This window comes from Noviherbaspirillum sp., from assembly GCF_035627455.1.
In the GTDB taxonomy this organism is placed as follows: domain Bacteria; phylum Pseudomonadota; class Gammaproteobacteria; order Burkholderiales; family Burkholderiaceae_D; genus Noviherbaspirillum.
On record NZ_DASPLS010000018.1, the window covers coordinates 1 to 18,159 of the forward strand.

The window sequence follows — 18,159 nt, forward strand, 5'->3', positions numbered from 1 at the left end:
TTCCGCTACGGCAACCGGGCGGTGCTGCGCGGCGTCGACCTGGCCATCCAGCCGGGCGAGATGATTGGCCTGGTCGGCCACAGCGGTTCCGGCAAGAGCACCCTGGTCAACCTGATCTGCCGCTTCTACGACGTATCCGAAGGCGCGATCCTGGTCGACGGCGTCGATATCCGCTCGCTGGCGATCGCCGACTACCGCCGCCACATCGGGCTGGTGCTGCAGGAACCCTTCCTATTCTTCGGCACGATCGCCGACAACATCGCGTACGGCAAGCCGGATGCGACGCGCGAGGAAATCATCGCCGCCGCGCGCGCGGCCAATGCGCATGAATTCATCCTGCGCCTGCCGCACGGCTACGACTCTATGGTCGGCGAACGCGGCCAGACGCTGTCCGGCGGCGAACGGCAGCGCATCTCGATCGCGCGCGCGCTGCTGATCGACCCGCAGCTGCTGATCCTGGACGAGGCGACCTCGTCGGTGGATACCACCACCGAGAAGGAAATCCAGAAGGCGCTCGACAACCTGGTCCGCGGCCGCACCACGATTGCGATTGCGCACCGGCTGTCGACGCTGCGCCAGGCCGACCGCCTGGTGGTGCTGGACAAGGGCCAGATCGTCGAAGTCGGCAAGCATGAAGAACTGCTGGCGCGCGGCGGGCATTACTTCCGCCTCTATCAGGCGCAGCTGCGGAAAGAAGAAAACGAGGCGCTGGTCGAAGCCGAGGAGAGCGCGGCATGAACAAATTCACACTGACCCGCAACGCCTTCGGCAAGCTGGTGTTTTCCGATGCGCAGGGCAGCCATGAAGGCGTGGTGCCGGTGCGCGCCTTCCCGATCGCGGCACCCGACGAGGGTATCGCGATCGTCGACGTCGACGGGCACGAGCTGGCCTGGCTCGACAGCCTGGCGGCGCTGCCGGCGGCGGAACGCGCGCTGCTGGAAGAGGAATTGAAGAACCGGGAATTCCTCCCGGAAATCAGGCGCATCCGCCACGTGTCGACCTTCGCCGTGCCCAGCACCTGGGAAGTGGAGACCGACCGCGGGGTGACCCGCTTCGTGCTCAAGGGCGAGGAAGACATCCGGCGCATCGCGCAGGCCACGCTGTTGATCGCCGACAGCCATGGGGTGCAATACCTGATCCGCAGCGTCGATGGGCTGGACAAGGCGAGCCGGAAGATGCTGGACCGGTTCCTGTAATCCCGCACCTCAGGGCCGCGCGGTCCGGCCGTGCCGGGCCAGCGCGATGCCGTCGCGCCGCCGTTCGATCTCCCCGCTGCGCTCGAGCGCGGCCAGCGCGCGGTACAGCGCTTCGTGCGTGAGGCCGACCTCTTCGGCGAACTGCTTGAGCGTCCCTTCCATTCGCCAGACTCCGTCCTTGTCGCAGCGCAGCTGCAGTGCCTGCAGCACGCGCTCGCGTGCGGAGCGAACCTGGCGCAGCGCCAGGCTGGCGCGCAGCCCCTGGAGCCGGCCGGCCAGCGTGCCGGCGAACCCCCATAACGCATCGGCGTCCTGCCGGAATGCTGCAGCAAGAGCAGGCCGGGAATAGAAAAGCACCTCGCTGTCTTGCAATGCGACAGCGTCGCAGTGGTAGTGCGGCGAAAACAGCGACGCTTCGGCAAAGGATTCGCCGGCACGTACGGTGTGCATCGCCACTTCTGCGCCACGCGGCGTCACGCGGACCAGGCGCAGCCGCCCCGACACCAGGAAGAACAGGCCGATGCTCGCGTCCCCCTGCCGGAACAGGTAGTCGCCGGCGCGCAGGCGGCGCAACGCCGGCGCGACGCCGGCGAGGCGAGGGTAAGGACCGGAAGCGGGCGGCGGGATCGGATCATCCATATGATTGCAATCATACGAGGCCGGCGGCGCCGCGGCAATAATGACGCAATCTCCTACCCGCACCGCTTAAGAACCATGAAAACGACCTTAGCCGCCGCACTCCTGCTGGGCGCCACCTCCGCGCCCGCCCAGCACCCGCATGGACACAGCGCGCCGCCTGCGTCCGGGTCTCCGCCCGCCCCGTCCGGATATGCCGGCATGCAGAAGCGCGCCATCAAGGCGCTGTCGGAGCAGCAGGTGGAAGACGTGCGCGCGGGCAAGGGTATGGCGCTCGCGCTGGCCGCGGAACTCAACGGCTACCCGGGACCGCTGCATGTGCTGGAACTGGCGGACCGGCTCGCGCTGTCGCAGGCTCAGGAACACAAGACCCGGCAGCTGGCGGCCGCCATGCAGGAAGAAGCGCGCGCGATCGGGGAACAATGGCTGGCGGCGGAAGCGGCGCTGGACCGCTTGTTCCGGGACAGGTCCGCCGCCCCGCAAACGGTGGAGCAGGCCGTGCAGCATGCCGCGCAGGCGCATGGACGGCTGCGCGCGGCGCACCTGCGCTACCACCTGCGCATGACCGAGGTATTGAACGTGGAACAGATCGCGGCGTACAACCGCTTGCGCGGCTACCGCTAGCGCGGGTTACCGCAACGGCTAGCCCCCCTTCGGTTCCGCCGCGACCAGCACGCTGCAGCGCACCTTATCCACCAGCACCGCATCCATCGAACCGCGCCACCAGCGCAGCGCGAACGGCTTCTTGCGCGAATGGCCGACGATCACGAGGTCGATGCCGAATTTGTTCACCAGGTCGGCGATCACGGTCACGGGTTCGCCGACTTCCAGGTGCGGCGTCACGTTCAGCCCGGCCTCGGCCAGCAGCCTGCGGCCGGCTTCCAGCACCTGGCTCATGGCCTCCCTCTCGGCCTGCTCCTCGTCGATGGTGGGGACGGCGGCGACGAATTCGCCGGCCAGCACGATCGGCGTCGGCGTCATCACCACCAGCAGGTGGACCTGCGTATTGGCGCCGGGCGTCAGGCGGATACACTCCTGCAGTGCGTGGCGGCTCTCCGGCGTGCCGTTGTAAGCGACCAGTATTTTGCTGTACATGATGGCCTCCCGTTGGTTGTCGACCTGCTTGAATGATACATCTTGCAAGTTTTTCGGCAATCGGTTTCCGGCCTGCGCTTGATCCGCTTTCAAATGCCTACTGCGTCAGCGCCTTCTCGATGTCGCCCACCAGCGTGCGGTCGCCCGGCGTGACCCGGCTGGAATAGGAACCCACCACCCTGCCGCTGCGGTCGATCAGGTATTTATAGAAGTTCCACTTCGGCGTGGTCCCGGTGATCCTGGCCAGTTCCGCATGCAGCGGATTGGCGTCCCTGCCGGCGACCGAACTCTTGGAAAACATCGGGAACTTGACGCCATAGGTATTGAAGCAGAAGTCGGCGATCTGCTTGCTGTCGCCCGGTTCCTGGCCGCCGAAATCGTTCGACGGGAAGCCGAGCACCACCAGGCCACGCGGCTGGTATTTCGCATACAGCGCTTCCAGTCCCTCGTACTGGCTGGTAAAGCCGCAATAGCTGGCGGTATTAACCACCAGCACCACCTTGCCGGCGTACTGGCACAGGTTCTGCGGCGCCTCGTCCTGCAGCCGGTTGAAGCGCTGGTTCAGGATCGACGGGCAGGAAGATGCGGCGGCTGCCGGCGCGGTCTGCGCATGGGCGGGCGCAGCAAGCAGGGCGGACAGGAGCAGGACAGGGAGCATGGCGGTTCCTTCGCGGGTTCGGGCTTGTTTTTCGGGCTCGTTTCATTCTAGTCAAAAACCCGCGCGCCGACCTTGCGGCAGGCGCGGGAGTATTGCAGGATGGCGGTTCCGGGTAAGATGTTGCCTGATGAGAATACTGCCGGCGCAGTGCGGCAAACCAGGAAAACAAGCATGCTCAAAGTAGTCGTCATCGACGCCAACGCCATCTCGCGCAACTTGCTCAGCTCCGTTCTGGTCAACGGCGGCTTCAATGTGATCGGCGACGCCAACATCACATCTGCCGGCATCGCCGCAATGATCAAGCTGCAGCCGCAACTGGTCTGCATCGACCTTGGCGGCGCCGACGACGAAGCGTTCGCGCGGCTGGCGACGCTGCGCGAGGGCGTGCCGAAGGCAGTGGTGTTCCTGGTATCGGCGAAGTTCGATGCCGCGACGGTGCAGACCGCGCTCGAACGCGGGGTGCATGGCTTCATCGTCAAGCCCTTCAATGCCGGCAATGTCATCGAAAGCATCCGCAAGGCCATCCTCAAGCTCGCACACCAGCATCGGCAAGGCCCGGCGCAAGACAGCCGGGCCTGACACTTTTCGCGCCTTTCCGGCCCCGGCGCCGATTTTCTTTCCCGCGTCAACCACCCCCGGTCAAGGAATTTGACCGGGGGACTCCCTACAATGAACCGATCGCGCCGCGCCTTGTCGCAGTGGCAGCATCCACGTCCGGGGAAAACCGACGGCGCACCCCCGGTCCTTTTGAAAGGTGAACAATGAGAAAGAAAGTCGTATCGGCCGCGGAAGCGATCGCAATCCTGCATGACGGCGACACCCTGTGCTGTTCCGGCTTCGGCAGCAACGGCGTGCCGGTGGAACTCATCCTGGCGCTGGAAAAGCGCTTCCTCGAAACCGGCTCGCCGAAGAACCTGACCCTGCTGTTCGGCGGCGGTCCCGGCGACGGCGCGGAAGGCGGCGTGAATCATCTCGCGCATGAAGGCATGTTGAAGCGCGTGATCGGCGGCCACTACGGGCTGCTGCCGAAGATCGGCAAGCTGGCGCTGGAGAGCAAGGTCGAAGCCTACAACCTGCCGCTCGGCGTGATCTCCCACATGTACCGCGACATCGCCTGCGGCCTGCCGGGAACGGTATCGAAGGTCGGTCTCGGCACCTTCGTCGATCCGCGGCTGGAAGGCGGCAAGATCGGCAGCAAGACCAGCGAAGACCTGGTCAGCGTGGTCGAACTCGGGGGCAAGGAACTCCTCTACTTCAAGACTTTTCCGATTTCGGTGGCCTTCATCCGCGGCACCAGCGCCGACCCGGAGGGCAACATCACGATGGAGCGCGAGACGCTGACCCAGGATGTGCTGGCGCTGGCCACCGCGACCAAGAACAGCGGCGGCTTCGTGATCGCGCAGGTGGAGCGCATCGCCGAGCGCGGCTCGCTCAACCCGCGCCGGGTGAAGGTGCCGGGCGTGCTGGTCGACTGCGTGGTTGTCGCCCGGCCGGAGAACCATCCGCAGAACCTGAACGGCAGCTACAACCCGGCCTTCTCCGCCGAAGTGCGGGTGCCGCTCGATGCGCTGGAAGCGATGCCGCTCGACGAGCGCAAGGTGATCGCGCGCCGCGCCGCCTTCGAGCTCCTGCCCAATTCGGTGGTCAACCTCGGCATCGGCATGCCGGAAGGCGTGGCGGCGGTGGCTAACGAAGAGAAGATCCTGAGGTACATGACGCTGACCGCGGAGCCGGGCGTGATCGGCGGCGTGCCCGCCTCCGGCGTGAATTTCGGCGCCGCGGTGAATCCGGACGCGGTGATCGACATGAACCAGCAGTTCGACTTCTACGACGGCGGCGGCCTCGACCTGGCCTGCCTCGGCCTGGCCGAGTGCGACCCGCAGGGCAGCATCAACGTGTCCCGCTTCGGTCCCAAGCTCGCCGGCGCCGGCGGCTTCATCAACATCACCCAGAACAGCCGCACCGTCGTCTTCGTCGGCACCTTCACCGCCGGCGGCCTGAAGACCAAAGTCGAGGGCGGCAAGCTGCAGATCCTGCAGGAAGGACGGGCGCGCAAGTTCGTCAACAGGATCGAACAGGTCACATTCAGCGGCCCGTACGCGGCCAGGACCGGCCAGAACGTGCTGTACGTGACCGAGCGCTGCGTGTTCAGGCTCGCGCCCGAGGGCCTGGAGCTGATCGAGGTCGCGCCGGGCATCGACATCGAGCGCGACATCCTGGCGCAGATGGATTTCAAGCCCATCGTCAACAAGCCGGCGCTGATGGATGCGCGCATCTTCATGGACGAGCCGATGAAGCTGAAGGAAACGCTGCTGTCGATCAGCCTGGAAGACCGCATGCAGTACGACTCGAAGAAGTGTGCCGCCTTCTACAACTTCCAGGGCCTGCGCGTGATGACCAGGAAGGATGTCGAGGACATCCGCCATGCGGCCGAAAAGCTGTGCCATCCGGTCGGCCGCAAGGTCAAGGTGATCGTCAACTACGACGACTTCCAGATCGACGAGAACATCGCCGACGACTACTGGGCGATGGTGAAGGACCTGCACGAGAAGTACTACACGCATGTCTCGCGCTACACCACCAGCGCCTTCATGCGGATGAAGATGGGCACGGCGCTGGAGAGCCGCGGGCTGGCCGCGCACATCTTCGAAACCCAGCAGGAAGCGGTCGACTCGGCAGCCGAGAACGATTGACCTGCCCCGGGACAAATGCCGGGCCGCGCCCGGCATTCCCTGCCCGCAATCACGGAAGCGGCCGCTTTTCCACTCTGTTATCGGAAAAAGGCGGCCCTTTCCCTCGCCGAAGCCGCCACTCTAGCGCGCAACGGAAAGCCCGTCGCTGCGCCGATACCCACGCCTGCATCTGCTTTGCCATCCTCTGCCCCTGTCCGGTGACGGCTGGAGCGGTTATTCCCGCCACAACCCACACCTGGCACCCCGGGATTTCTTGAAATTCCGCAACATTGTAGGAATTTTCCGAATCTTTTTGTCCATCCTCCGACAAGCGTTTTCATCCGTCCGCTGATTACCGGAAAACGAACGGCCGGACATAATTCACGACACTGATTTCCGTCTCGCAAAAACGTAGCAGTCGCCCGTGCTGCACCGCGATACGGAAGTTCCACTAGAGCACGAAAGCCTGAACAACTATTCTACGAACAAGGATTCGCAATGCTGACAACGCACCTCAATGATGCACACACTTCTTCGCTGCCGCTGGCGACGCCGTCCCCCGCCGGCGCCTCCTGGCAGCGTCAGGCCAAGTTATGGTCCAACCTGAAGGAAGTCTGCGACCTGCTGCGCATTCCGGCGAAGCTGTCGAGCGACGACTTCCAGTTCCAGCATATGCAATTCAAGGCCGGCCAGCGCATCCATACCATCGGCCAGCCGTTCGACATGCTTTACGTCGTCAATTCCGGCTTTCTGAAGACGGTAATGATCGACGAACTCGGCAATGAGCAGGTGCTGGGCTTCCCGATGAAGGGCGACATGTTCGGCATCGACGGCATCCATCGCAAGCAGTACGCCACCGAAACCGTGGCGCTGTCGAACTGCGACGTGATCCTGATCCCGTTCAAGATCTTCGCCGGCCTGGGCCGCACCCATCCGGAACTGGAGGCGTCGATCTACGCGGTGATGAGCCGCGAGCTGGTGCGCGAGCAGGCGATGGTCGGCACCCTGGGTTCGCTCAGCGCCGAAGCGCGCGTGGCGCGCTTCCTGGTGTTCCTGTCGGAGCGCTTCACCGAGATGGGCTATTCGGGCAGCCAGTTCAACCTGCGCATGACGCGCCAGGAGATCGGCAACTACCTCGGCCTGACGCTGGAAACCGTCAGCCGCACCTTCTCCGCCTTCAACACCATCGGCCTGATCTCGGTCGACCAGCGCGCGATCGTGATCCACGACCTGCAATCGCTGCGCACCCTGCGCCGCCTGCCGCCGTCGCGCGTGCGCGCCAAGTCGGATGCGCCGAAGGCCAAGCGGACCACCGGTCTCGCCACTACCGCGTAAACACCGAACGGATAGCCAAACGCCCTGCCGCGCAAGCGGCAGGGCGTTTTTTCATCCCCGCAATCAGAAGTAAGGCGCGTGGCCGGACGGATCGGTCACGCCGACCAGCGCCGTCATCAACTGCGGCGCCGGCGCCGGATTGGTCTGGACCACGCTGAACATGTAGCTGCCGACGGCCGCACTGTTGGCGACGCCGTTGTCGACATCGATGTAGTAGACGCCGCTCGCCCCCGGCGTGAACGCCAGGCCGGCGTCCCGCCCGCTGCCGCCGCCGTCCTGCGTGGTGCCGGTTTCCAGGTTGCCGAGGTTGTTGCGGATCCCGTTGATGTAGGTATCGACCAGCGTGCCCTTGCCGCTGTCCAGGCCCATGGCGTCGATCCGGTAGGTCCGGCCGCCGACCAGGGTCACCGCATAGCGGTCGACATCGGCGGCGGTATCGATCGCGCCGCTGGTTGTCGAACCGACGGCCACGCCGACCGCGGTCGCGCTCGTGCTGCCGGCCTCGACATTGACCGAGAGCATATAGCTGCCCGCGATCGCCGTGGCCGGGTCGGCCACGACGTAGTAGGTCGCGCCGGTGGCGCCGACGGCGTAGGTGAACACGGCGTCCCGGCCGTAGCCGGCGGTGTCGTTGACGATGGCCTGCACGTAGGCGGCACCGTCGCGCAGGCCGGCGGCGGGATCGGTCAGCGTCCTGCCGCCGCCGCTATCGACGCCAAGCATCTTGATCACATAGCTGGTGTTCGCGCTCAGCGCAACCGAATACCAGTCGGCATCGGTGTTGTCGTCGATTGCGGCGTTGATCGTGTCGCCGACGCTGATCGCCTGCGCGGTGGCATTTGTTTCGCCGCCTTCGGCGTCGATGCTCAGGGTATAGGTGCCGGTGGCGGTTGCAACCGGATCGGCGACGATGTAATACGTGCCGGCTGTAGTGACGACGTACCTGAATTCGGCATCGCGCCCGTAGCCGGTCGTATCGTTGACGATGGCCTGCACGTCCAGGCTTGCATTGCGCAGCCCTACCGCCGGGTCGGCCAGCGTGCCGCCGCCATTGTCGGCGCCGGTCATCTTGACCACATAGCTGGTATTGGCGTTCAGGGTGACGGAATACCAGTCCGCGTCCGAGGCATCGTCGATCGATGCCCTGAGGACATTGCTGCCGAGCGGCAGCGACAACGCATTGGTGTTGCCCGCCTCGATTTCCGCGGTGACGAGGAAGGTGCCGGTCACGGCGCCGACGCGCTGCAGCTCGAGATAGTAGTCGCCCGCGGTGCCGGGCGCGTAGCGCAGCGTCGAGGTGGCGCCGATGCTGCCCTTGGCCGCGGACGCGGTCTGATCGACGGAAGACGCGTTCAGGATGCGGTTGATCGACGGCGCGCTCAGGCTGCCGAAGCCGGAATCCAAACCGTACATCTTGAACACGTAGCTGCGGCCCCCTTCCAGCGCGTACATGTACCAGTCGACGTCGGTGGCGTTGTCGATGGTGCCGCCGGCGGCGGCGTTGTACGGAATCTGCCAGGCGCCGGCCGCATTGGCGCCCGCTTCGTTCAGCACGCTCAGGGTATAGGTGCCGGTGACCGCGTCGTAGCCCTCCGCGCCCACGTAATGCGTGCCGCCCAGGCTCGCGGTATAGACCACCGCGGCATCGTAGTTCTTGCCGTTGTCGTCATTCATCGTGTTCGCGATCCAGGTGCCCGCGCTGTTGTACAGGCCGGTGATCAGGGGATCGGACAGGGTGCCGCCGCCGGTGGCGGAACCTTGCATCTTCACGTAGTAGGTGGTGCCGGCGGCCAGCGTCACGCCGTACCAGTCGGTGTCCGATGGATCGTCGATGCTCAGGCCGGCGCTGGCGATATTGAGCGACAGCGCTCCGGCCGTCGCTACCGTATCGCCGATATCGGCGGCGGCGACCTGCGTGACGCTGATCTTGTAGCTGCCGATGTTGGCGCCGTAGCCCTCGGCCGCGATAAAGAAGACGTTGCTGCCGGTGCCGGGTGCGCGGAAGGTGACGACCGCGTCGCGGCCGTCCTTGTCGTCGGCGTAGGTGTTGGCGATGAAGCTGCCGCCCGCGCTGTAGATGCCGGAGATCAGCGGATCGAACAGCGTGCCGTTCTGCGACCAGCTGCCCTGCATGCGGATCGTATAGGTGGTGCCGCCGGTCAGGGTGACCTTGTACCAGTCGACGTCGGTGACGCTGCCGATGTCGCCGGTCAGCGCCGCGGCGCCGACCGTCACCGTAGTCGTGCTCGTCGTGTTTGCCGGCACATCGGCGGTCGCCGCATTCACCGACAGGGTATAGCTGCCCTCGTAATAGGAAAACGCATCGACGAAGTAGTCGCCGCCGACGCTGGGCGTGAAGATCGTGGACGCCGTGGTCGTCGCGCCGCTGCTCACCCCTACGGCATAGCCCTCGAGATAGGTCCCCGACGCGTTATAGATGCCGTAGATGCCGGGCGTGGTGTTCGGCGAGGTGCCGGTCAGCGCGAAGGTGTAGGTGGTGCCGGCGGTCAGCGTGACCTTGTACCAGTCGTGGTCGTACGGGCGGTCGACCGCGACCGTCGCGCTGGCCCCGACCGCGAGGGTGGCGCCGGACGCGATCGAGCCGGGAATTTCCGAGCCAAGCTGTGTCACGTCCAGCACGAAACTGCCGGTGTAATTACTGAAGCCTTCGGCGGCGATATAGTAGTCGCCGCCGTAGGAGGCCTGGATGGTGACGCCGGCGTCGCGCGTGTCGAGGTCGTCGACGTAGGTATTGGCGATGAAGTTGCCGCCGCTGTCGTACACGCCGGAGATCAGCGGGTCGGCGAGGCTGCCGTTGGCCGAGGGCAGGCCGCGCATGCGGATCGAGTAAATGCCGCCGGCGGCCAGCGTGACCTTGTACCAGTCGGCGTCGTTGGCGCTGTCGATGGTGCCGCTCACGGCGCCGCCGCCGACGGTCACGCTGCCGAACGAGGAGATGCTCTGCCCGACCGAGTCGGTGCCGCCGCTGCTGTTGAAGACCGAGAGCTTGTAGGTGCCGGTCACCCCCATGTCGCCGGTCACGCCGATATAGTGGGTGGTGCCGGTCGCGGTAAACGTCGTCATCGCGTCGCGGCTGTTGCCGCCGCCGATCAGGCCGTCGTTGTTGAACCCGGTCAGGTAGGTGCCGGTGCTGCCGAAGATGCCGTCGATGACAGGATCGAACAGCGTGCGGTCGCCCGTCCCCTGCCCCTGCAGCAGCACGGTATAGACCGCGCCCGCCACCGTCGTGACCTTGATCCAGTCGAAGTCGTACGCGGTTTCGATCGTGTCCTGGTACGACCCGTTGACCGCCACGGTTGCGGTCGTACTCGTACTGGCGGGAATGTCGGCCATGCGCGCTGCCTCGGAAAGTGTCGGGCCGTGGAAAAACCTGCGCCGGGCGGACGCGGGGCGGGGCGTCAGCGGACGGATGCCGGTGCGGGCGGCGCCCGGCGCGCGGCCTTGCGCTGCACGGTGCCGGTGGCGTGCGGGGACAGCGCGGCATGGGCCGGCGTGTCAGGCACGCTCACGGCGGCTAGGATGTGGCATGCCCGCGCATTTTTCCTTGACTTGAAGCAATCTTTTCCGGGTGTCCAATGCCGGCGGCAATACGCTGTCGCGCTGCGCGGCGTCCCGCTTACGTCGTCACTTCCGCGAAACCGAACTTGCGTTCCAGCTCGGCGGCGGGCACCGGGCGGCCCAGCAGGAATCCCTGCAGCGCGCTGCAGCCGGCGGTGCGCAGGAAATCCGCCTGCTCGCGCGTCTCGACGCCTTCGGCGACGACCTTCAGCCGCATCTTGTGCGCGATCGCAATGATCGCCTCGGTGATCGCGATGTCGTCGGCGTCGTGCGGAATGCCCTTCACGAAGCCGCGATCGATCTTGAGGCTGTCGAGCGGATACTGCTTAAGGCTCACCAGCGAGGAGTAGCCGGTGCCGAAATCGTCGATCGACAGCGCCACTCCCATGTCGCGGATGCGGTCGAGCAGCAGCACCGCTTCCGCCGGATTCTGCATGATGGTGCTTTCGGTGATTTCCAGCTCCAGCTTTGACGGCGGCAGGCGGCTGCCGTCCAGCGCGGCGCGGATCACGTCGAGCAGGTTGCCCGAGGCGAACTGCTTGGCCGACAGGTTGACCGCGATGCGGCCGAAGTCATGGCCGGCATCCATCCAGACCCGGCCCTGGCGGCAGGCTTCCTGCAGCACCCAGGCGCCGATCGGCACGATCAGGCCGTTCTGCTCGGCCAGCGAAATGAAGGTGCCGGGCAGCACCAGACCGAGTTCCGGATGGCGCCAGCGCACCAGCGCCTCGACCCCGGACACGCGCCCGGTGGCCGCCGAGAACTGCGGCTGGTAATGCAGTTCGAACTCGCTGCGCTCCAGCGCGCGCCGCAGGCTGTTCTCCAGCAGCAGCTGCTCGAAGGCCTGGGTGTTCATGTCGCTGGTGAAGAACTGGAAGGTGTTCTTGCCGCGCTGCTTGGCGCGGTACATCGCGACGTCCGCATTCTTGAGCAGCGTGGCCGCATCGTGGCCGTCGGCCGGATAGCAGGCGATGCCGATGCTCGCGGTGACGAACATTTCCTGGCCGCCGATGGAGAAGGGCTGCCCCATCGAATTGATCAGGCGTTCGGCGAGGTCGGCGGCGGCGCCCGACGAGGGCGGGTCGTCCAGCAGCACCGTGAACTCGTCGCCGCCCAGGCGCGCCGCCATGTCGCCCTGCTTGAGCTGGGCGCGCATGCGGCCCGCGGCTGCCACCAGCAGCTGGTCGCCGGCGAGATGGCCGAGGGTATCGTTGACCGTCTTGAAGCGGTCGAGGTCGATGAACAGCACCGCGAGCTGTCGGCCCGCTGCGCGGGCGCGTTCGATTTCGAGCGCGAACCTGGTCATCATGCCGCTGCGGTTCCACATGCCGGTCAGGCTGTCGTGGCTGGCGAGGAACTGCAGCCGCGTCTCGTCTTCCTTGCGGCGCGTGTTGTCGGTGAACACGCCGACATAGTTGGTGATGTTGCGGTCGGCGTCGCGCACAGTCGAGATCGACAGCCAGGCGGGGTACCACTCGCCGTTCTTGCGGCGGTCGCGCATCTCGCCCTGCCAGTGGCCGTCGCGCGCGAGGTGGCTGAGCATGTCCTGGTTGAGCTCGGCGCCGGTGCCGGTCATCATGCGCGACAGCCGGCCCAGCGCCTCGTGCGCGGCATAGCCGGTGATGCGGGTGAATGCCGGGTTGACCGCTTCGATGCGGCACTCCGCATCGGTGATCACGATCCCTTCGCTGGCGGAATCGAATACCCGGTTGGCCAGGCGCGACTGGTGTTCGAACGCGACCTGCTGGCTGACGTCGAGTGCCACGCCCATGATCGCGGGCCGGCCGTCGTACTGGCACAGGCTGCCCTGCACGTCGACCCACAGAATCCGGCCGTCGCGCCGCAGCGCGCGGTAGGTGTAGCGGATGCTGTTGACCTCGCCGTTGAGCCGGCGGCGGTGGTTTTCCTCGAGCACCGGAACGTCGTCCGGGTAGGTCAGGCTGCTGACCGAGACCCCGATCAGCTGTTCCGGGCTGTCAAAGCCAAGCAGGTCGGCGCTCTTGCTGTTGGCATAGGCGATTTTGCCGTCCTGGACGACGTACAGGCCTACGAGGGATTGCTCGACGAAGTTGCGGAACTTGCGTTCCGACTCGCGCAGCCCATGGTCCGCCTGCGGGAGCCGGCTGGCATTGCCGAGGAAAATGATCGCGCCCAGTGCCGCGGCCAGCGCCACCAGCAGCCAGTACGGCGACTGCTGCGCTACCAGCAGCGCGGCGATTGCGCAGACCGCCAGCACCGCGCCGATGCGGCCGCGCGGCAGGCGCGCGATGCGTTCCCGGGAATGGAGGTCGCCAGGGAAATCCATATCGTCTATGCCGCCGGGGCGCAAGGCGAGAGCCGGCAGCCCACGGAATGGGGCAGCGTGGTGTATTGCGTCATCTCCTCACCGCAGTAGGTATTGTTATGCCTTCATGGTAACGGTCGAATTGAGTGGCGGCAACCTCTTCGGCGCGCGTTTGGCGAAGTTAGAGCAGGCACACCAGAAGAAGACGGAAAATCATGCAAGGGAAACAACATAAGCCTGGTCGGCGGGCTGAGGGCGAAACACCGGTTCGCAGCATTGTTTCGTTTTTAGAAATGGTGCATTGCTTTTATTGCTGTTTTTCAATGTCCGCGCGAGGTCTAGACTGCGCTTCATCGATGAGCACACATCGCAACACAGTGCGACTCACGAAGGACGCGAGGCAGGGCTTTTCCCGCCGGGGCGCCGGAGTCACCACCTTAATCTGGAGAAAACCATGAACACGAAAAACCTGATCATTGCCGCATCCCTGTTTGCCGCCGCCGGTTCCGTACTGGCCGAGAACATCGCCCCCTATGTCGACCAGACCCAGTTCACCGGCACCCGTACCCGCGCCGAAGTGATCGCCGAGCTCAACAGCGAGACCGCGGACGAGAAGCTGGCGCGCCGCGCCGAATACGTCGACCAGGCCAGGTTTGTCGGCACCAAGACCCGCGCGGAAGTGCTTGCCGAGCTGGAAAGCGAATACGCCGCCGACCGCTACGCCGGCACCCGCAGCCCGGAATATGTCGAGCATGCGAAGTTTGTGTCGACCCGCAGCCGCGACGAAGTCCGCAAGGAAGCCATCCAGGCCGCCAAGGGCGTGCAGACCAAGGGTTCCGCTATCGGCGGCTGATCCGATCACGGCCGCGACAGAGAGCGCCGGCCGGGGGAAGCGGCAGCCTGACTCGGAACCGCATCCCGACATTCGTCTCCTCCAGCCTCTCCAAGAGTTGGATTTCTGCCCGCAACCGCAAGGTTCGCGGGCTTTTTTTCGCCTGCGGAGGCGCCGCGGCACGCTGGCGGCAGGCGTGCACATGGTGTACAGTCTGCACCGTCCCTGCGTCCCGGATCGGGCGTGACCGGCACCGCCTGCCGCCCCCCTCCTCGCGTTGCGCGAGTGGATATCTTCATCTGCGGCAAGGCCGGCCGGAGCGCCAGATCGATCCGGGGGCGATGCCCGCCGGCAGGCGACGTGCAGGAAGTTGCACGCGCAAACCCGAACGCCAGATGAAGATCCAGATCGCCTCCGACCTCCACCTCGACCTCTTGCAAGACCGCTTCCCCGGCTACCGCGTGATCGAACCCGCGCCCGATGCCGATGTGCTGGTGATCGCCGGCGACATCCACCAGCAGGCGGGCGCGGTGCAGGCGTTCGCCGACTGGCCGGTGCCGGTAGTGTATGTGCACGGCAATCACGAGGCCTACCATACCAGCATCGATGAACTTGTCGGCACATTGCGGCGCGCCGCGCAGGGAACGGCGGTGCATTACCTGGAAGGCGGCGAATGCGTGCTGGGCGGCGTGCGCTTTCTCGGCTGCTGCCTGTGGACGGATTACGATCTCTATCCCGGCCGCCAGGCGGAAGCCATGGAAGAGGCGGAGCGCTGCCTGCTCGACCATCGCGCGATCCATACGCCGGACGGCATGTTCGCCGCGGCGGACGCGCTGCGGATGCACCGCACGTCGCGCGCATGGCTGGAATCGCAGCTTTCGCGCCGCTTCGACGGCCCGACCGTGGTCGTGACCCATCATGGGCCGCACCCGCGCTCGGTCCACGCGCGCTATGCCGGCACGGTATTGAACGCCGCCTTCGTCAGCGACCTCACGCCGCTGCTCGGCCGCCCGCAGCTGTGGGTGCACGGGCATGTGCATGACAGCTTCGACTATCTCGCCGGCGGCACCCGCGTCGTCGCCAATCCGCGCGGCTATGCACTCAACCGCCGCATTGCAGCATCGACCGCCGAGATCGACTGGGAAAACAAGTTATTCGACAATCAATACGTGGTGGAACTCTGAAGCGGCGCCCCCCTGCCAAACCGGCGTTTTCCTGCTACGCTGTGTCCTGATTCCCCGGGACAAGATCGACGCCTATAATTCCCTCAAATACCACCGACGCCGGGCAACACGCCGCATTGACCTCAATAACAGGATAACCGGCATGGAGAGAGACGCTTCTGCAGGACTTGTAGACAAGGCCGACGCCGGCGACGTCCGGCCCGCAGGGTGCGCGGTGACGAACGCCGCCGCCTGCCCCGGCGAGGAGAAATACCGGCACATCCTCGAAATCATCGACGACGCCTACTACGAAATCGATCTGCGCGGCCACATCGTGCTGTGCAACGGCGCCTTCTGCCGCCTGCTCGGCTACGCACGTGACGAGCTGATCGGCCGCAACAGCCGCGACTTCCAGCGGCCGGAGGCGGCGGCCCGTACTTACCAACTGTTCCAGCAGCTCTATTACGCCGGGCTTGCGGCCAACCACTTCGACTGGGAACTGATCCGCAAGGATGGCAGCACCATTGTCGGCGAAGGATCGGTGCAATTGGTACGCAAGCCGGACGGCACGGCCAGCGGATTTTGCGGCATCCTGCGCGACGTGACCGCGCGCCGCAAGGTCGAACAGGCGCTGCGCGACAGTGAAGCACGCTACCGCAGCATCATCGAGAGCATCCAGGATCCCTTCTACGAAGTCGACCTGCAAGGCAACATGGTGCTGTTCAACGGCGCGTTCTGCCGCATGCTGGGCTACGACCGGAGCGAGATCATCGGCCGCAACAACCGCGAGCTGCAACCGCCGGAAATCCACGGCCGCACCTTCGAGGTATTCAACGAGGTGTACCGCACCGGCATCCCGGCCGAAAGCTTCGACTGGCAGATGCAGCGCAAGGATGGCGCGATCGTCACCGGCGAGGGCTCGGTGCAACTGGTGCGCAACATCAAGGGCGAGCCGGTCGGGTTCTGCGGGATCATGCGCGACGTGACCAAGCGGCGCCGCGTGGAACAGGCGCTGCGCGAAAGCGAAGCGCGGTTCCGCGCACTGACCAACCTGACCTCCGACTGGTATTGGGAGCAGGATGCCGACATCTGCTTCACCCGCATGGAAAGCCGCGATGCGAACGCGGCGTCGGTGCGCCATTTCTTCGTCGGCCGCAAGCCCTGGGAAACCGGCTTGCGGGCCGACCTCGACCGGGGCTGGGACGCTTTCCGCGACCTGGTGCAGGCACGCAAGCCATTCCGCGACGTGGTGTTCCACCGCACGCTCGACACCGGCGATCCTTACTACGTGAGCGTCAGCGGCGAACCCATCTTCGACGCCGCCGGCACGTTCACCGGCTATCGCGGCGTGGCGCGCGAGATCACCGACAAGAAGGTTGCCGAAAGCCGCATCCAGTACCTCGCCACGCACGACGGCCTGACCGGCCTGCCCAACCGCGTGATGTTCAGCCAGCTGCTCGACTCCGCCGCCCATTCCGGCAAGCGCTATGACCGCAGTTTCGCGGTGCTGTTCATCGACCTCGACCGCTTCAAGTTCATCAACGACACGCTCGGGCATGCGGCCGGCGACATGCTGCTGCAGGAAGTGTCGGCGCGCTTCAAGGACGCGCTGCGCGCCTCGGACATGATCGCGCGCCTGGGCGGCGACGAATTCGTGGCGCTGGTGCAGGAACTGCACGACGAGGAACAGGCGGTCGCGGTAGCGCGCAAGATCATCGCCGCCGCCTCGCGCCCGGTGATGCTGATGGGACGCGAGTGCCGCGTGAGCGCCAGCATCGGCATCGCGATGTATCCGCGCGACGGCGACGACGAACAGACGCTGATGAAGCATGCCGACATCGCGATGTACCATGCGAAGGACGAAGGCAAGAACAATTTCAAGTTTTACTCGAAGGACATCAAGACCCAGTCGCTGGAGCGGCTGACGCTGGAAACCAACCTGCGGCGTGCGCTGGAGCGCAACGAGTTCACGCTGCACTACCAGGCCAAACGCGACCTGGCGAGCGGCGCGATCACCGGCGCCGAGGCGCTGCTGCGCTGGCATAACGAGGAAGTCGGCGACGTGTCGCCGGCGCTCTTCATCCCGGTGGCCGAGGAGATCGGCGCGATCGTGCCGATCGGGAAGTGGGTGCTGAAGACCGCCTGCGAGCAGAACATGGCGTGGCAGCGTACGGGCCTGCCGCCGGTATGCATGGCGGTGAACCTGTCGGTGCGCCAGTTCGCCGACGAACAGCTGGTCGACGACATTGCTGCCATCCTGCGCGAAACCGGCATGCCGCCGCAGCTGCTGGAACTCGAGATCACCGAGGGCATGGTGGTGCACGACCCGGACCATGCGAAGTCGGTGCTGCGCGCGATCAAGGCGATGGGGGTGCGTCTGGCGATCGACGATTTCGGGGCCGGCTACTCCTCACTCGGCCAGCTCAAGCACTTCCCGATCGACACCCTGAAGGTGGACCGCTCCTTCATCCGCGACATCATGCATAGCGCCGGCGACAAGGCGATCACCGAAGCCATCATCTCGATGGGCAAGACGCTGCAGCTGACGGTGGTGGCGGAAGGCGTGGAAACGCCGGAGCAGGAACGCTTCCTGCGCGCGCACGCCTGCGACCAGATGCAGGGCTTCCTGTTCAGCAAGCCGGTGCCGGCCGCCGAATTCGCCGTGCTGCTGCGCGCGCAATCACGCGAAGCGGTGAAATAAACAAAGGA

The 18,159-nt window shown here is 65.5% G+C and carries 14 protein-coding genes; 9 read left to right on the plus strand and 5 right to left on the minus strand.

Going from position 1 to position 18,159, the window contains the following annotated elements; translation table 11 throughout:
- Together VEC01_RS03485 and VEC01_RS03490 are read left to right on the plus strand one after the other, a co-directional pair.
- Positions 1 to 738, plus strand: a 738-nt coding sequence (locus VEC01_RS03485) for an ABC transporter ATP-binding protein (RefSeq protein WP_324898799.1), incomplete at its 5' end; no start/stop codon positions are given.
- The gene (locus VEC01_RS03490) at positions 735 to 1,196 is read left to right on the plus strand and encodes a DUF1854 domain-containing protein (RefSeq protein ID WP_324898801.1); all 462 of its coding nucleotides are present in this window, start codon (positions 735 to 737) and stop codon (positions 1,194 to 1,196) included. The genes VEC01_RS03485 and VEC01_RS03490, both read left to right, overlap by 4 nt.
- A gap of 9 nt (positions 1,197 to 1,205) precedes the next feature.
- Here VEC01_RS03490 and VEC01_RS03495 read toward each other — a convergent pair whose 3' ends face one another.
- Entirely contained in the window at positions 1,206 to 1,835 is a 630-nt protein-coding gene (locus VEC01_RS03495) for a Crp/Fnr family transcriptional regulator (RefSeq protein WP_324898803.1), read from the minus strand.
- 75 nt (positions 1,836 to 1,910) lie between these two features.
- Between VEC01_RS03495 and VEC01_RS03500 the strand changes: the two genes are divergently transcribed.
- Complete coding sequence (locus VEC01_RS03500; RefSeq protein ID WP_324898805.1) at positions 1,911 to 2,456, plus strand: hypothetical protein; 546 nt, start codon at positions 1,911 to 1,913, stop codon at positions 2,454 to 2,456.
- An 18-nt stretch (positions 2,457 to 2,474) separates the two neighbouring features.
- On the opposite strand, the gene VEC01_RS03505 is transcribed toward VEC01_RS03500, so the two are convergent.
- Both VEC01_RS03505 and VEC01_RS03510 read right to left on the minus strand, forming a co-directional pair.
- Positions 2,475 to 2,927 carry a universal stress protein gene (locus VEC01_RS03505; protein ID WP_324898807.1) on the minus strand — a complete coding sequence of 151 codons (453 nt, stop codon included), beginning with the start codon at positions 2,925 to 2,927 and terminating at the stop codon, positions 2,475 to 2,477.
- Between the two features lie 97 nt (positions 2,928 to 3,024).
- Entirely contained in the window at positions 3,025 to 3,585 is a 561-nt protein-coding gene (locus VEC01_RS03510) for a glutathione peroxidase (RefSeq protein ID WP_324898809.1), read from the minus strand.
- A 171-nt stretch (positions 3,586 to 3,756) separates the two neighbouring features.
- Between VEC01_RS03510 and VEC01_RS03515 the strand changes: the two genes are divergently transcribed.
- From VEC01_RS03515 to VEC01_RS03525, 3 genes are all read left to right on the plus strand, one after another.
- Positions 3,757 to 4,164, plus strand: a complete 408-nt coding sequence (locus tag VEC01_RS03515) for an ANTAR domain-containing response regulator (RefSeq protein WP_324898811.1) — start codon at positions 3,757 to 3,759, stop codon at positions 4,162 to 4,164.
- 182 nt (positions 4,165 to 4,346) lie between these two features.
- A complete protein-coding gene (locus VEC01_RS03520) occupies positions 4,347 to 6,278 on the plus strand; it encodes an acyl CoA:acetate/3-ketoacid CoA transferase (RefSeq protein ID WP_324898813.1) in 1,932 nt (643 codons plus the stop codon).
- Positions 6,279 to 6,755: 477 nt separating this feature from the next.
- On the plus strand, positions 6,756 to 7,592 hold the full coding sequence (locus VEC01_RS03525) for a Crp/Fnr family transcriptional regulator (RefSeq protein WP_324898815.1): 837 nt from the start codon (positions 6,756 to 6,758) through the stop codon (positions 7,590 to 7,592).
- A gap of 63 nt (positions 7,593 to 7,655) precedes the next feature.
- Here the strand turns inward: VEC01_RS03525 and VEC01_RS03530 are convergent, their stop codons facing one another.
- Both VEC01_RS03530 and VEC01_RS03535 read right to left on the minus strand, forming a co-directional pair.
- Positions 7,656 to 10,946: a hypothetical protein gene (locus VEC01_RS03530; protein WP_324898817.1), complete on the minus strand. Its 3,291-nt coding sequence runs from the start codon at positions 10,944 to 10,946 to the stop codon at positions 7,656 to 7,658.
- A 283-nt stretch (positions 10,947 to 11,229) separates the two neighbouring features.
- Positions 11,230 to 13,476, minus strand: a complete 2,247-nt coding sequence (locus VEC01_RS03535; protein ID WP_324898819.1) for a putative bifunctional diguanylate cyclase/phosphodiesterase — start codon at positions 13,474 to 13,476, stop codon at positions 11,230 to 11,232.
- A gap of 433 nt (positions 13,477 to 13,909) precedes the next feature.
- On the opposite strand from VEC01_RS03535, the gene VEC01_RS03540 reads away from it, so the two are divergent.
- The 3 genes from VEC01_RS03540 to VEC01_RS03550 all read left to right on the plus strand — a co-directional run bounded on the left by VEC01_RS03540 (position 13,910) and on the right by VEC01_RS03550 (position 18,151).
- Positions 13,910 to 14,308: a DUF4148 domain-containing protein gene (locus tag VEC01_RS03540; RefSeq protein ID WP_324898821.1), complete on the plus strand. Its 399-nt coding sequence runs from the start codon at positions 13,910 to 13,912 to the stop codon at positions 14,306 to 14,308.
- Between the two features lie 374 nt (positions 14,309 to 14,682).
- On the plus strand, positions 14,683 to 15,471 hold the full coding sequence (locus VEC01_RS03545) for a metallophosphoesterase (protein ID WP_324898823.1): 789 nt from the start codon (positions 14,683 to 14,685) through the stop codon (positions 15,469 to 15,471).
- A gap of 142 nt (positions 15,472 to 15,613) precedes the next feature.
- Positions 15,614 to 18,151 carry a sensor domain-containing protein gene (locus VEC01_RS03550; protein ID WP_324898825.1) on the plus strand — a complete coding sequence of 846 codons (2,538 nt, stop codon included), beginning with the start codon at positions 15,614 to 15,616 and terminating at the stop codon, positions 18,149 to 18,151.
- Positions 18,152 to 18,159 lie beyond the last annotated feature (8 nt).

Coding starts and splice junctions, on each gene's coding strand:
- VEC01_RS03545 (WP_324898823.1), top strand. CDS start 14,683: ATGAAGATCCAGATCGCCTCCGACCTCCACCTCGACCTCTTGCAAGAC.
- VEC01_RS03505 (WP_324898807.1), bottom strand. CDS start 2,927: ATGTACAGCAAAATACTGGTCGCTTACAACGGCACGCCGGAGAGCCGC.
- VEC01_RS03495 (WP_324898803.1), bottom strand. CDS start 1,835: ATGGATGATCCGATCCCGCCGCCCGCTTCCGGTCCTTACCCTCGCCTC.
- VEC01_RS03510 (WP_324898809.1), bottom strand. CDS start 3,585: ATGCTCCCTGTCCTGCTCCTGTCCGCCCTGCTTGCTGCGCCCGCCCAT.
- VEC01_RS03500 (WP_324898805.1), top strand. CDS start 1,911: ATGAAAACGACCTTAGCCGCCGCACTCCTGCTGGGCGCCACCTCCGCG.
- VEC01_RS03530 (WP_324898817.1), bottom strand. CDS start 10,946: ATGGCCGACATTCCCGCCAGTACGAGTACGACCGCAACCGTGGCGGTC.
- VEC01_RS03550 (WP_324898825.1), top strand. CDS start 15,614: ATGGAGAGAGACGCTTCTGCAGGACTTGTAGACAAGGCCGACGCCGGC.
- VEC01_RS03490 (WP_324898801.1), top strand. CDS start 735: ATGAACAAATTCACACTGACCCGCAACGCCTTCGGCAAGCTGGTGTTT.
- VEC01_RS03520 (WP_324898813.1), top strand. CDS start 4,347: ATGAGAAAGAAAGTCGTATCGGCCGCGGAAGCGATCGCAATCCTGCAT.
- VEC01_RS03525 (WP_324898815.1), top strand. CDS start 6,756: ATGCTGACAACGCACCTCAATGATGCACACACTTCTTCGCTGCCGCTG.
- VEC01_RS03540 (WP_324898821.1), top strand. CDS start 13,910: ATGAACACGAAAAACCTGATCATTGCCGCATCCCTGTTTGCCGCCGCC.
- VEC01_RS03535 (WP_324898819.1), bottom strand. CDS start 13,476: ATGGATTTCCCTGGCGACCTCCATTCCCGGGAACGCATCGCGCGCCTG.
- VEC01_RS03515 (WP_324898811.1), top strand. CDS start 3,757: ATGCTCAAAGTAGTCGTCATCGACGCCAACGCCATCTCGCGCAACTTG.